Here is a 14,512-nt window from a genome sequence, read left to right on the forward strand (position 1 = left end):
CGGTAGCATAATTTTCAGAAAAGTGGTGTCATATGCCGGTTTATCAAGTCTTGAATGCCTTAGGGAAACATGCTATACTACTTGTATGATTATTTTACAAGCTAATAAAATTGAACGTTCTTTTGCAGGAGAGGTTCTTTTTGATAATATCAACCTGCAAGTTGATGAACGAGATCGAATTGCCCTTGTTGGAAAAAATGGTGCAGGTAAGTCTACTCTTTTGAAGATTTTGGTTGGAGAAGAGGAGCCAACTAGTGGAGAAATCAATAAGAAAAAAGATATTTCTCTGTCTTATCTAGCCCAAGATAGCCGTTTTGAGTCTGAAAATACCATCTACGATGAGATGCTTCATGTTTTTGATGACTTACGTCGGACGGAGAAACAACTTCGTCAGATGGAATTGGAGATGGGTGAAAAATCTGGTGAAGATTTGGATAAACTGATGTCAGATTACGACCGTTTATCTGAAAATTTTCGCCAAGCAGGTGGCTTTACCTATGAAGCTGATATACGAGCGATTTTGAATGGATTTAAGTTTGATGAATCTATGTGGCAGATGAAAATTGCTGAGCTTTCTGGTGGGCAAAATACTCGTCTGGCACTTGCAAAAATGCTTCTTGAAAAGCCAAATCTCTTGGTCTTGGACGAGCCAACCAACCACTTGGATATCGAAACCATTGCCTGGCTAGAGAATTACTTGGTAAATTATAGCGGTGCCCTCATTATCGTCAGCCACGACCGTTATTTCTTGGACAAGGTTGCGACAATTACGCTGGATTTGACCAAGCATTCCTTGGATCGCTATGTGGGCAATTACTCTCGCTTTGTCGAGCTGAAGGAGCAGAAGCTAGCTACTGAGGCAAAAAATTATGAAAAGCAACAGAAGGAAATCGCTGCTCTGGAAGACTTTGTCAATCGTAATCTAGTCCGTGCTTCAACGACCAAACGTGCCCAATCTCGACGTAAACAACTGGAAAAAATGGAGCGTTTGGACAAACCTGAAGCTGGCAAGAAATCAGCCAATATGACTTTCCAGTCGGAAAAAACGTCAGGTAATGTTGTCTTGACTGTTGAAAATGCGGCTATTGGCTATGATGGGGAAGTACTGTCACAACCGATTAATTTAGACCTTCGTAAGATGAATGCTGTCGCTATTGTTGATCCAAATGGTATTGGGAAATCAACCTTTATCAAATCTATCGTGGACCAGATTCCTTTTATCAAGGGAGAGAAGCGCTTTGGCGCTAATGTTGAGGTTGGTTACTATGACCAGACGCAAAGCAAGCTGACACCAAGTAATACGGTACTTGATGAACTTTGGAATGATTTCAAACTGACACCAGAAGTTGAAATTCGCAACCGTCTTGGTGCCTTCCTTTTCTCAGGAGATGATGTTAAAAAATCAGTGGGCATGCTGTCAGGTGGCGAGAAAGCTCGTCTGCTTTTGGCTAAATTGTCTATGGAAAACAACAACTTCTTGATTCTGGACGAGCCAACCAACCACTTGGATATTGATAGCAAGGAAGTGTTGGAAAATGCCTTGATTGACTTTGATGGAACCTTGCTTTTTGTCAGCCACGACCGTTACTTTATCAATCGTGTGGCAACTCATGTACTGGAATTGTCTGAGAATGGTTCGACTCTTTATCTGGGAGATTACGACTACTATGTTGAGAAGAAAGCAGAAGTAGAAATGACTCAGGCTGAAGAAGCTTCAACTAACAATCAAGCAAAAGAAGCAAGTCCAATTAATGACTATCAAGCTCAGAAAGAAAGTCAAAAAGAAGTCCGCAAGCTCATGCGACAAATCGAAAGTCTAGAAGCTGAAATTGAAGAGTTAGAAAGTCAAAGCCAAGCCATTTCTGAACAAATGTTGGAAACCAACGATGCAGGTAAACTCATGGAATTGCAGGCTGAACTGGATAAAATCAGCCATCGTCAGGAAGAAGCTATGCTTGAATGGGAAGAATTATCAGAGCAGGTGTAAAGATGGAACATCTTGGAAAAGTATTTCGTGAATTTCGAACAAGTGGAAATTATTCTTTAAAGGAGGCGGCAGGGGAATCCTGTTCAACATCTCAGTTATCTCGCTTTGAGCTTGGGGAGTCTGACCTAGCAGTCTCACGTTTCTTTGAGCTTTTGGATAACATTCATGTAACAATCGAAAATTTCATGGATAAGGCAAGGAATTTTCATAATCATGAACATGTTGCCATGATGGGACAAATTGTACCCCTTTACTATTCAAATGATATTGCAGGTTTTCAAAAGCTTCAAAGAGAACAACTTGAAAAGGCTAAGAGTTCGACGAATCCCCTTTATTTTGAGCTGAACTGGATTTTGATGCAAGGTCTGATTTGTCAAAGAGATGCGACTTATGATATGAAGCAGGATGATTTGGATAAGGTAGCAGATTATCTCTTCAAAACAGAAGAATGGACCATGTATGAATTGATTCTTTTCGGGAATCTCTATAGTTTCTACGATGTAGACTATGTCACTCGGATTGGTAGAGAAGTTATGGAGAGGGAAGAATTTTACCAAGAGATTGGTCGCCATAAGAGATTGGTGTTGATTTTGGCCCTCAATTGTTACCAGCATTGTTTAGAGCACCTTTCTTTCGAAAATGCAAGCTATTTTGAGACTTATACAGAGAAGATTATTGGTAAAGGGATCAAGCTGTATGAGCGTAATATTTTCCATTATCTAAAAGGCTTTTCCTTGTACCAAAAAGGAAAGTGTAAAGAAGGCTGTAAGCAGATGAAAGAGGCCATGCGTATTTTTGACCTACTAGGTCTTCCAGAGCAAGTAGCCTACTATCAGGAACACTACGAAAAATTTGTCAAAGATTAATTTTCCCAAATAAGGGAAAAATGAAAAAGCTCCTTTCGGTTTTGATACAATAGTTTCAAAATTTGAGAGGAGTTTTTATATGAATCGCTATGCAGTACAGTTGATTAGCCGTGGAGCTGTTAACAAAATAGGGAATATGCTCTATGATTATGGAAATAGTGTCTGGTTGGCTTCCATGGGAACTATCGGACAGACAGTTTTAGGAATGTATCAGATTTCTGAACTCGTCACATCTATTCTCATCAACCCCTTTGGCGGAGTCGTTTCAGACCGTTTTTCTCGTCGTAGGATTTTAATGACGACAGACCTTGTTTGTGGGATTCTTTGTCTGGCTATTTCTTTTATAAGAAATGACAGCTGGATGATTGGGGCTTTGATTGTTGCCAATATTGTTCAGGCGGTTGCCTTTGCATTTTCTCGTACAGCCAATAAAGCTATTATAACTGAAGTGGTGGAGAAAGATGAGATTGTGATCTATAACTCTCGCTTAGAACTAGTTTTGCAGGTTGTAGGTGTTAGTTCTCCTGTTCTTTCCTTCCTTGTTTTACAATTTGCAAGTCTCCATATGACGCTATTACTAGACTCGCTGACTTTTTTCATTGCTTTTGTTCTAGTGGCTTTCCTTCCAAAAGAGGAAGCAAAAGTTCAAGAGAAAAAAGCTTTTACTGGGAGAGATATTTTTGTAGATATCAAGGATGGGTTACACTATATCTGGCATCAGCAAGAAATTTTCTTCCTTTTGCTAGTAGCTTCCAGCGTTAATTTCTTTTTTGCCGCTTTTGAATTTCTCCTCCCCTTTTCGAATCAGCTTTATGGGTCAGAAGGAGCCTATGCAAGTATTTTAACTATGGGGGCTATTGGTTCCATCATTGGGGCTCTTCTAGCTAGTAAAATTAAAGCTAATGTTTATAATCTTTTGATTTTACTGGCTTTGACAGGTGTCGGAGTTTTTATGATGGGATTACCACTTCCAAATTTGCTTTCCTTTTCTGGAAATTTAGTTTGTGAATTGTTTATGACGATTTTTAATATTCACTTTTTTACTCAAGTACAAACCAAGGTTGAGAGCGAATTTCTTGGGAGAGTACTGAGTACAATTTTTACCTTAGCTATTCTATTTATGCCTATTGCGAAAGGATTTATGACAGTCTTGCCAAGTGTACATATCTCTTCTTTCCTGATAATTGGAAGTGGTGTTATCATCTTGTCTTGTATATCGTTTATTTATGTTCGAACTCGTTTTGAAAAAGAGACATAAGTCTGTTTGAGTTTTAAAAATAATTCTAATCTGAGTGTTTTTTCCGCCCTTCTCGTTTGTGAGGAGGGCTTAGTTTATGGTAAAATGGTTTTATGAATAAAAGAATGAATGAGTTAGTCGCCTTGCTCAACCGCTATGCGGCTGAGTACTATACCAGCGATAATCCCTCGGTTTCAGACAGTGAGTATGATCGCCTTTACCGTGAGTTGGTTGAGTTAGAAACTGCCTATCCAGATCAAGTATTAGCAGATAGTCCGACCCATCGTGTTGGTGGCAAGGTTTTAGATGGTTTTGAAAAATACAGTCATCAGTATCCTCTTTATAGTTTGCAGGATGCTTTTTCACGTGAGGAACTTGATGCTTTTGATGCGCGTGTTCGTAAGGAAGTGGCTCATCCGACCTATATTTGTGAACTGAAAATCGATGGCTTATCTATCTCGCTTACTTATGAAAAGGGGATTCTAGTTGCAGGTGCAACACGTGGAGATGGTTCTATTGGTGAAAATATCACAGAAAATCTTAAGCGTGTTAAGGACATTCCTTTGACCTTGTCAGAAGAGCTAGATATCACAGTTCGTGGGGAATGTTACATGCCACGCGCTTCTTTTGACCAGGTCAACCAAGCTCGCCAAGAAAATGGAGAGTCTGAATTTGCCAATCCTCGTAATGCGGCGGCAGGAACCTTGCGTCAGTTGGATACAGCAGTAGTTGCCAAGCGCAATCTTGCAACGTTCCTCTATCAAGAAGCCAGTCCTTCAACTCGTGACAGCCAAGAAAAGGTTTTGAAGCACCTAGAACAGCTCGGTTTTGTAGTCAATCCTAAGCGGATTTTGGCTGAAAACATAGATGAAATCTGGCATTTTATCCAAGAAGTAGGAGAGGAACGGGAGAATCTGTCTTATGATATCGATGGGGTGGTGATCAAGATCAATGACCTAGCAGGTCAAGAAGAACTTGGCTTTACCGTTAAGGCACCAAAGTGGGCAGTAGCCTACAAGTTTCCTGCTGAGGAAAAAGAAGCTCAACTCTTATCAGTTGATTGGACAGTTGGCCGTACCGGTGTTGTGACTCCAACTGCTAATCTGACCCCTGTTCAGCTTGCTGGAACAACTGTTAGTCGTGCGACCCTGCATAATGTGGATTATATTGCTGAAAAAGATATCCGCAAAGACGACACGGTTATCGTCTATAAGGCTGGGGACATCATCCCTGCCGTTTTACGTGTCGTAGAGTCCAAACGGGTTTCTGAAGAAAAACTAGATATCCCTACAAACTGCCCAAGTTGTGACTCTGACTTGTTGCACTTTGAATATGAAGTGGCCCTTCGTTGTATCAATCCGCGTTGCCCTGCTCAAATCATGGAAGGTTTGATCCACTTTGCCTCTCGAGATGCCATGAATATTACAGGCCTTGGTCCATCAGTAGTTGAGAAACTCTTTGCTGCCAATTTAGTTAAGGATGTGGCGGATATTTACCGCTTGAAAGAAGACGATTTCCTCCTTTTAGAGGGTGTTAAGGAAAAGTCTGCTGCTAAACTGTATCAAGCCATTCAAGCATCTAAGGAAAATTCAGCTGAGAAACTATTGTTTGGTTTGGGAATTCGCCATGTCGGAAGCAAGGCTAGTCAGCTCTTACTCCAACATTTTCATTCAATCGAAAATCTAGCTCAGGCAGCTCCAGAGGAAGTGGCTAGTATTGAGAGTCTGGGTTGTGTGATTGCCAAGAGTCTCCAGACTTATTTTGCGACAGAAGGCTCTGAAATTCTCCTCAGAGAATTGAAAGAAGCTGGGGTCAATCTGGACTATAAAGGACAGACTGTTGTAGCAGATGCGGCCTTGTCAGGTTTGACCGTTGTATTGACAGGAAAATTGGAACGGCTCAAGCGCTCAGAAGCTAAAAGCAAACTCGAAAGTCTGGGTGCAAAAGTAACAGGCAGTGTTTCTAAAAAGACAGACCTTGTTGTGGCAGGAGCAGATGCTGGAAGTAAACTGCAAAAAGCACAAGAACTTGGTATCGAAGTTCGAGATGAAGCTTGGCTAGAAAGCTTGTAATAATCGTTTAAAATCAGAGTTTAGACAGTATAACTAGTTTGTTAATCAGGACAAAATCGGTCAAAAATTTATTAGTGAAATAGAAACAAATCAAAAAAGGAAAAATAAAAAATGTTTAATTACCCTATTCGCATTCATTACCATCGCAAGAATGGAGAATACGACACTTGCTCTTTTGTAAAAAGCCAGGACCAGCGAATTGATTTGCTAACCTACAAAGAAGATTATTTTGGCGCTTTATTTAGTTTTGAACACCCAAGTTCTCATGCCTTAGAAAGCTTGAATTTTGTGGTTCACACAGGTCAAACCAGTAAAGAATATGCCATCCGTTTTAATCACTATCCCCTCTTAACAGAGGTCTGGATTTTGGAAGGGGATGATAGAATTTATTATTCTGAAAATCCTGCTATTGCCAGTCCTTTCTATAAGAATCAAAATCCTTTTGCCTTTGACAAGGCTATTAACAGTGCTAGTTTTGATCACCATTGGGGCTACCAAGGTGAATTGGGTTGCCGTGTAGAGGACAATCAGGCTCGTTTTGCCCTTTGGGCTCCAACAGCGACAGAAGTACAAGTGGTGGTGTATGAATCTACATCAAATGATGCTCCTGTTTGGAAGACCTTTGAGATGGAGAGAGGCAATAGCTACTCCTATAATCATAAGGACAATACAATCGGTGTCTGGAGTTTGGATGTTGAGGAAGATTTGACTGGTAAGGCTTATCAGTATCAAGTTCAATTCCCTCATCACCAAACCTTGACACGCGACCCATACACTATCGCAACCAGTCCTGATGGCAAACGTTCAGCTATTCTGAGTCATGAAGAAAAGCAAGTTGCAAACTTCGAGGTCAAGCACGGTTCAGAGGCTACTTGGCGCTTGGCAAATCCATGTAAGGCAGTTATTTGTGAAATGCATATTCGTGATTTGACCAAATCACCGACCTCAGGTGTGGATGAATATCTTCGAGGAACTTTCTTGGGTGCTGCCCAGACTGGAACGGTTAACCAGTACGGTCAGTCAACTGCTTTTGATTACATCAAGAAGCTGGGCTATAATTATGTTCAGTTGCAACCAATTGCAGACCGTCACAAAGAATATGATGCGGATGGGAATGTGACCTACAACTGGGGTTATGATCCACAAAACTATAACGCACCAGAAACCAGCCTTTCAACTAATCCAGAGGATCCAGCTCAGGTCATTCGTGATTTGAAGACCATGGTTCAAGCTTATCATGATGCGGGTATTGGTGTCATTATGGATGTGGTCTATAATCATACCTTCTCAGTAGTTGATGCACCTTTCCAAACAACTGTCCCTGATTATTATTATCGTATGAATCCAGACGGTACCTTCCAGAATGGAACGGGTGTTGGAAATGAAACAGCCAGCGAACATGAAATGTTCCGCAAGTACATGATTGATTCTCTCCTATACTGGGTGCAGGAATACAATATTGACGGCTTCCGTTTTGATTTGATGGGGATTCATGATGTCAAGACCATGCAGATGATTCGTCAGAGTTTGGATGAAATTGACCCTAACATTATCCTTTATGGAGAAGGATGGGATATGGGAACAGGTCTTGCGCCTTATGATAAGGCCAAGAAAGACAATGCCTACCAGATGCCAAATATTGGTTTCTTTAATGACAATCAGCGTGATGCTGTCAAAGGTGGAGAAGTTTACGGTGCAATCAAGTCAGGTTTTGTCAGCGGTGCTGCGACAGAGCCAATTCTAGCCAAAGCAATCCTAGGCAGTCGTGAATTAGGAACCTATACACATCCAAATCAAGTACTTAACTATGTGGAAGCCCATGACAATTACAATCTTCACGATTTGTTGGCAACCCTACATCCAGACCAAAGTTCAGAGCAAATCATGCGCAAGGTTGAGACAGCCACAGCCATGAATCTGCTCATGCAAGGGATGGCCTTTATGGAAATCGGTCAAGAATTTGGTCGTACCAAACTAGTTGCGACTGGTGAGAATGGTGAGTTGACACATGATGATAGAGAGCGTGCTATGAATAGCTATAACGCTCCTGACAGTGTGAATCAAGTCAACTGGGATTTGATTAATGAGCGTCAAGACAGTATTGACTTTATCCGTCAGATGATTCGATTGAAGACAGAAACCAGTGCCTTTTCTTACCCTACTTATGAAGAAATTTACCATCATGTTTTTGTTCATTCAGCAAATGAACATAGTGGTTGGATTGTCTATGAGATTCATGGAGAAGAACACCTATTGATTGTCTTTAATGCAAAAGGAGATGCGTTCCAGTTTGAAAATGCAGGAAATCTAGAACTCTTGGTGACCAATAGTCCTTCTGATGAGGAAAACAAAGTTGGTGGTGTCAGTGTTAGCATTTTTAAAGTACTATAGATGTTAGTTCGTCTTTTGGTATCTCTTTTATAAATATTTGAAAAAACAAATCAGGAAATTCGTTTTCTGATTTGTTTTTTTAGCTGAAAACACTACTTTTATTAGTAAAATAGCGAACTTTATGATAATATTGTTAAAAAACAATTCGTTTTCAAAGCATTTCTGAAAATTTTCTTGATTTACAAGTGAACACATCAGTGAATTTATTGAAGACTTTCAAAAGAATTTTTAGCAAATATCGTAATTTACTTGAATCTTATCTAAAAAGATAGTATAATAAAACTATAGAAAACGCTTACAAAGGATAGGAGGGTGTATGGATAAGAAAAAAGCTTTAGAAACTTTTATGACAGGTGAGAATTTTCACCTCCAGCATTATCTGGGAGCGCATAGGGAAGAAAAAGCTGGTGAGTCTGGCTATACTTTCCGAGTTTGGGCACCCAATGCTCAGGCAGTTCACTTGGTAGGGGATTTCACCAATTGGCTTGAAAATCAAATTCCGATGGAACGGAATGAATTTGGAGTCTGGGAAGTCTTCACCAGTCTTGCTCAAGAAGGCCAAATTTATAAGTACAATATTACACGTGCAACTGGTCATCAGCTTATGAAGATTGATCCCATGGCCGTTCGATATGAGGCTCGCCCTGGTACTGGAGCGATTTTAACAGATATTCCAGAGAAAAAATGGAAGGATGGGCTCTGGCTAGCCCGTAGAAAACGCTGGAGCTTTGAAGAGCGTCCTGTCAATATTTATGAGGTCCATGCTGGTTCTTGGAAGAGAAATCCTGATGGCAACCCCTATACTTTTGCTCAATTGAAAGATGAACTCATTCCTTACTTGGTTGAGATGAACTATACTCACATTGAGTTTATGCCTTTGATGTCTCACCCACTAGGTTTGAGTTGGGGCTATCAGCTTATGGGTTACTTTGCTCTAGAGCATGCCTATGGTCGCCCTGAAGAGCTTCAAGATTTTGTTGAGGAATGTCACTTAAACAATATAGGCGTTATTGTAGACTGGGTACCTGGTCACTTTACTATCAATGATGATGCCTTGGCCTATTATGATGGGACGCCTACTTTTGAATACCAAGACCATAATAAGGCTCATAACTACGGTTGGGGAGCACTCAATTTTGACCTTGGAAAGAATGAAGTCCAGTCTTTCTTGATTTCTAGTATTAAGTTTTGGATTGACTTTTACCATTTGGACGGTATTCGAGTGGATGCGGTTAGCAACATGCTCTATCTTGACTACGATGACGCTCCATGGACACCTAATAAAGATGGGGGCAATCTCAACTACGAGGGATATTATTTCTTAAAGCGTTTGAATGATGTCATTAAACAAGCTCATCCAGATGTGATGATGATTGCAGAAGAAAGCTCATCTGCAACACAGATTACTGACACCAAGGATTCAGATGGTCTTGGCTTTGATTATAAATGGAATATGGGTTGGATGAATGATATCCTCCGATTCTACGAAGAAGATCCGATTTATCGTAAATACGACTTTAACCTGGTGACTTTTAGCTTTATGTATGTCTTCAAGGAGAATTATCTCCTACCATTCTCACATGACGAAGTGGTTCATGGAAAGAAGAGTATGATGCACAAGATGTGGGGAGATCGCTACAATCAATTCGCAGGCTTGCGTAATCTTTACACCTACCAAATTTGTCACCCAGGTAAAAAATTGCTCTTCATGGGTAGTGAATATGGGCAATTCCTAGAATGGAAATCTGAAGAACAGTTGGAATGGTCTAATCTAGAAGATCCAATGAATGCTAAGATGAAGTATTTCACTTCTCAGCTAAACCAGTTTTACAAAGACCACCGCTGTTTGTGGGAAATTGATACTAGCTATGATGGTATTGAAATCATTGATGCGGATAATCTAGACCAGAGTGTTCTGTCCTTCATCCGTAAGGGTAAAAAGGGCGACATGTTAGTCTGTGTCTTTAATATGGCACCTGTTGAACGAAAAGATTTTACAATCGGCCTTCCTGTTGCAGGTATTTATCAGGAAGTATGGAATACTGAGTTAGAAGAGTGGGGAGGTGTCTGGAAAGAACACAATCAAACTGTTCAAACGCAAGAAGGACTATGGAAGGATTATGAGCAGACCTTGACTTTTACCTTACCTGCTATGGGAGCTAGTGTATGGAAAATCAAGCGTCGCTTGAAATCTGATAAAACTGTCACAAGTAAAAACCAAAAAGGAGTAGAAAATGAAGAATGAAATGTTAGCTTTGATTCTTGCTGGTGGGCAAGGAACTCGTCTCGGTAAACTTACTCAAAGCATCGCAAAACCAGCTGTGCAATTTGGTGGGCGCTACCGTATCATTGACTTTGCTCTCTCAAACTGTGCCAACTCAGGCATCAACAATGTTGGAGTTATTACACAGTATCAACCACTTGCTCTCAACAATCATATTGGAAATGGTTCAAGTTGGGGTCTAGATGGGATTAATTCTGGTGTCTCTATCCTTCAACCTTATTCTGCAAGTGAAGGAAATCGTTGGTTCGAAGGGACTAGTCACGCTATTTATCAAAATATCGACTATATCGATAGTGTCAATCCTGAGTATGTTTTGATTCTTTCGGGTGACCATATCTATAAGATGGACTACGATGCTATGCTCCAATCTCACAAGGATAATAATGCTAGTTTGACAGTAGCTGTTCTAGATGTACCTCTTAAAGAAGCTAGCCGTTTTGGTATCATGAATACAGATGCAAATAACCGCATTGTTGAATTTGAAGAGAAACCAGCCCAACCTAAATCTACCAAAGCCTCTATGGGGATTTACATCTTTGATTGGCAACGTCTCCGCAATATGTTAGTCGCTGCTGAAAAGAGCAATGTCGATATGTCAGACTTTGGTAAAAATGTCATTCCAAATTACCTTGAGTCGGGTGAAAGTGTTTATGCCTACGAATTTAATGGTTACTGGAAAGACGTTGGTACTATTGAGTCGCTTTGGGAAGCGAACATGGAGTACATTTCTCCAGAGAATGCCTTGGATAGCCGTAACCGTCAATGGAAGATTTACTCAAGAAACTTAATTTCACCACCAAACTTCCTTGGGACAAATGCTCATGTGGAAGATTCCTTGGTTGTAGACGGATGTTTCGTTGATGGAACGGTTAAACACTCTATTCTTTCAACAGGGGCGCAAGTTCGCGAAGGAGCAGAAGTAGTAGATTCAGTTATCATGAGTGGAGCCATTATTGGACACGGAGCTAAAATCAAACGTGCCATTATTGGTGAAGGTGCAGTTATTTCTGATGGTGTCGAAATTGATGGAACAGAAGAAGTACAAGTTGTAGGATATAATGAAGTAGTGGGGGTAGCAACAGATGAAGATTGATAAATATTCTGCCATTTTAGGAAACACAGTTGGTTTTCATGATATGTCAACATTGACAGACCACCGTCCAGTAGCTAGTTTGCCATTTGGCGGTAAATATCGTTTGATTGACTTCCCGCTCTCAAGTCTTGCCAATGCTGGTGTTCGTAGTGTTTTTGGTATTTTTCAGCAGGATAATATTAGTTCTGTTTTTGACCATATCCGTTCAGGGCGTGAGTGGGGCTTGTCAACTCTTCTTAGTCACTATTATCTAGGAATTTATAATACACGCGTTGAGAGTAGCACGGTAGGAAAAGAATATTATCAACAGCTACTCACCTATTTAAAACGCTCTGGGTCAAACCAAACAGTATCACTCAACTGTGATGTTTTGATTAATATTGATTTAAACCAAGTGTTCCACCTTCATAACACAACGAAGGGACCTATTACAGTTGTTTATAAGAAACTTCCTAAGAAAGATATTTCAGAAGTGAACGCGATCTTGGAAGTGGATGAAACAGACCATGTTCGTTCTCACACGCTATTTGATAGAAAATCAACAGAAGAAATGTTCAATATGTCTACAGATATTTTTGTTATTGATACACCTTGGTTGATTGAACGCTTAGAAGAAGAAGCTAAGAAAGAACATCCAGAGAAATTGCGTTATGTTTTACGGGATTTGGCTGCAAAAGAAGGGGCTTTTGCCTACGAGTACACAGGCTACCTTGCAAATATTCATTCTGTAGAGTCTTATTACCAAGCTAATAAAGATATGCTTGAATCACAAAAATTCTACTCTCTCTTCTCACCAAATCAAAAGATTTATACAAAGGTCAAAAACGAAGAACCAACTTACTACGCTAACACATCTAAGGTAAGTACATCTCAGTTTGCTTCTGGTAGTATCATTGAAGGTCAAGTGGCTAATTCTGTTCTATCACGTAATATTCATGTTTATAAGGATAGCTTGATTAAAGATAGTATCTTATTCCCTCGTGTTGTTATTGGAGAAGGTGCTCAGGTAGAATATGCTATCTTGGACAAGGGTGTTGAAGTTGCGGATGGAGTTGTGATCCGTGGAACTGCAGAACATCCAGTCGTCGTTAAGAAAGGTGCTAAAGTAACAGAGGATATTCATTCATGAAAATTTTATTTGTAGCAGCTGAGGGGGCACCCTTTTCAAAAACAGGTGGTTTGGGAGACGTTATTGGCGCTCTTCCAAAATCACTGACAAAAGTAGGGCATGAAGTTGCAGTAATTTTACCCTACTATGACATGGTAGAGGCTAAATTTGGAAATCAGATTGAAGATGTTCTTCATTTTGAGGTGAGTGTTGGTTGGCGCAGACAGTATTGTGGAATTAAGAAAACAGTCTTAAACGGTGTAACCTTCTATTTTATTGACAACCAATATTATTTCTTCCGTGGTCATGTTTACGGTGATTTTGATGACGGAGAACGCTTTGCTTTCTTCCAACTTGCTGCCATTGAGGCAATGGAAAGGATTGACTTTATCCCTGATTTTCTCCATGTTCATGACTATCATACAGCTATGATTCCTTTCTTGTTAAAGGAAAAATATCGTTGGATTCAAGCCTATGAGGGCATTAAAACTGTTTTAACCATTCATAATTTGGAATTCCAAGGACAATTCTCAGAAGGGATGTTATGGGATTTGTTTGGAGTTGGCTTTGAACGTTATGCTGATGGTACCCTTCGCTGGAACAACTGTCTGAACTGGATGAAGGCTGGAATTCTTTACGCAGACCGTGTTTCAACCGTTTCACCTAGTTATGCTCATGAAATTATGACCAGTCAGTTTGGTTGTAATTTGGATCAGATTCTTCGAATGGAGTCTGGTAAAGTTTCTGGTATCGTGAATGGGATTGATGCTGACCTGTATAATCCTCAGACGGATGCCCTTTTAGACTATCATTTTAATCAGGAAGATTTGTCTGGAAAAGCCCAAAACAAGGCAAAATTGCAAGAAAGAGTTGGCTTGCCAGTTAGAGCTGACGTTCCTCTGGTGGGAATTGTTTCTCGTTTGACACGTCAAAAAGGTTTTGATGTGGTGGTCGAAAGTCTGCACCATATTTTGCAAGAAGATGTTCAGATTGTTCTTTTGGGAACTGGAGATTCAGCCTTTGAAGGGGCTTTCTCGTGGTTTGCTCAGATTTACCCAGACAAGCTATCAGCAAATATCACTTTTGATGTCAAACTAGCTCAAGAAATCTACGCTGCTTGTGACCTCTTCCTCATGCCGAGTCGTTTTGAACCGTGTGGCTTGTCTCAAATGATGGCTATGCGTTATGGAACCTTGCCATTGGTTCATGAAGTTGGTGGCTTGCGAGATACCGTTCTCTCTTTCAATCCAATCGAAGGAAGCGGTACTGGTTTTAGCTTTGACAATCTATCTCCTTATTGGTTAAATTGGACTTTCCAAACAGCATTGGACTTGTATAGAAACCATCCTGACGTTTGGAGAAACTTACAAAAACAAGCTATGGAGTGTGATTTCTCATGGGATACAGCCTGCAAGTCATATCTAGACTTGTACCAAAGTTTAGTTAACTAATAGATAAAATCGTATGATGACTT

The 14,512-nt window shown here is 40.3% G+C and carries 9 protein-coding genes; all 9 read left to right on the forward strand.

The genetic code is table 11. The features are described 5' to 3' along the window. Nucleotides 1-85 precede the first annotated feature (85 nt). The 9 genes from FJR73_RS00440 (at nt 86) to glgA (ending at nt 14,489) form a co-directional block, all read left to right on the forward strand. Nucleotides 86-1,987, forward strand: coding sequence for an ABC-F family ATP-binding cassette domain-containing protein (locus FJR73_RS00440; RefSeq protein WP_140832641.1), 1,902 nt, complete (start codon nt 86-88; stop codon nt 1,985-1,987). 2 nt (nt 1,988-1,989) lie between these two features. Then, on the forward strand, nt 1,990-2,853 hold the full coding sequence (locus FJR73_RS00445) for a MutR family transcriptional regulator (protein ID WP_140832807.1): 864 nt from the start codon (nt 1,990-1,992) through the stop codon (nt 2,851-2,853). 79 nt (nt 2,854-2,932) lie between these two features. Further along, a complete protein-coding gene (locus FJR73_RS00450; RefSeq protein ID WP_140832643.1) occupies nt 2,933-4,111 on the forward strand; it encodes an MFS transporter in 1,179 nt (392 codons plus the stop codon). 92 nt (nt 4,112-4,203) lie between these two features. Further along, the gene (gene ligA, locus FJR73_RS00455; protein ID WP_140832645.1) at nt 4,204-6,162 is read left to right on the forward strand and encodes an NAD-dependent DNA ligase LigA; all 1,959 of its coding nucleotides are present in this window, start codon (nt 4,204-4,206) and stop codon (nt 6,160-6,162) included. A gap of 111 nt (nt 6,163-6,273) precedes the next feature. Further along, a complete protein-coding gene (gene pulA / locus FJR73_RS00460; RefSeq protein WP_140832648.1) occupies nt 6,274-8,553 on the forward strand; it encodes a type I pullulanase in 2,280 nt (759 codons plus the stop codon). A 316-nt stretch (nt 8,554-8,869) separates the two neighbouring features. Further along, on the forward strand, nt 8,870-10,798 hold the full coding sequence (gene glgB / locus FJR73_RS00465; RefSeq protein WP_140832650.1) for a 1,4-alpha-glucan branching protein GlgB: 1,929 nt from the start codon (nt 8,870-8,872) through the stop codon (nt 10,796-10,798). Continuing rightward, the gene (locus FJR73_RS00470; RefSeq protein WP_140832652.1) at nt 10,788-11,930 is read left to right on the forward strand and encodes a glucose-1-phosphate adenylyltransferase; all 1,143 of its coding nucleotides are present in this window, start codon (nt 10,788-10,790) and stop codon (nt 11,928-11,930) included. Before glgB ends, FJR73_RS00470 begins: the two co-directional genes overlap by 11 nt. Beyond that, a complete protein-coding gene (glgD, locus tag FJR73_RS00475; RefSeq protein ID WP_140832655.1) occupies nt 11,920-13,059 on the forward strand; it encodes a glucose-1-phosphate adenylyltransferase subunit GlgD in 1,140 nt (379 codons plus the stop codon). Before FJR73_RS00470 ends, glgD begins: the two co-directional genes overlap by 11 nt. Further along, entirely contained in the window at nt 13,056-14,489 is a 1,434-nt protein-coding gene (gene glgA / locus FJR73_RS00480; RefSeq protein ID WP_140832657.1) for a glycogen synthase GlgA, read from the forward strand. Before glgD ends, glgA begins: the two co-directional genes overlap by 4 nt. Nucleotides 14,490-14,512 lie beyond the last annotated feature (23 nt).

The organism is Streptococcus sp. D2 (assembly GCF_006385825.1).
Taxonomy (GTDB): domain Bacteria; phylum Bacillota; class Bacilli; order Lactobacillales; family Streptococcaceae; genus Streptococcus; species Streptococcus shenyangsis.

Excerpts from the sequence above, each read along its gene's own strand:
- FJR73_RS00445 (WP_140832807.1), top strand. The coding sequence starts at position 1,990 with ATGGAACATCTTGGAAAAGTATTTCGTGAATTTCGAACAAGTGGAAAT.
- glgA (WP_140832657.1), top strand. The coding sequence starts at position 13,056 with ATGAAAATTTTATTTGTAGCAGCTGAGGGGGCACCCTTTTCAAAAACA.
- FJR73_RS00450 (WP_140832643.1), top strand. The coding sequence starts at position 2,933 with ATGAATCGCTATGCAGTACAGTTGATTAGCCGTGGAGCTGTTAACAAA.
- glgD (WP_140832655.1), top strand. The coding sequence starts at position 11,920 with ATGAAGATTGATAAATATTCTGCCATTTTAGGAAACACAGTTGGTTTT.
- pulA (WP_140832648.1), top strand. The coding sequence starts at position 6,274 with ATGTTTAATTACCCTATTCGCATTCATTACCATCGCAAGAATGGAGAA.
- FJR73_RS00470 (WP_140832652.1), top strand. The coding sequence starts at position 10,788 with ATGAAGAATGAAATGTTAGCTTTGATTCTTGCTGGTGGGCAAGGAACT.
- glgB (WP_140832650.1), top strand. The coding sequence starts at position 8,870 with ATGGATAAGAAAAAAGCTTTAGAAACTTTTATGACAGGTGAGAATTTT.
- FJR73_RS00440 (WP_140832641.1), top strand. The coding sequence starts at position 86 with ATGATTATTTTACAAGCTAATAAAATTGAACGTTCTTTTGCAGGAGAG.
- ligA (WP_140832645.1), top strand. The coding sequence starts at position 4,204 with ATGAATAAAAGAATGAATGAGTTAGTCGCCTTGCTCAACCGCTATGCG.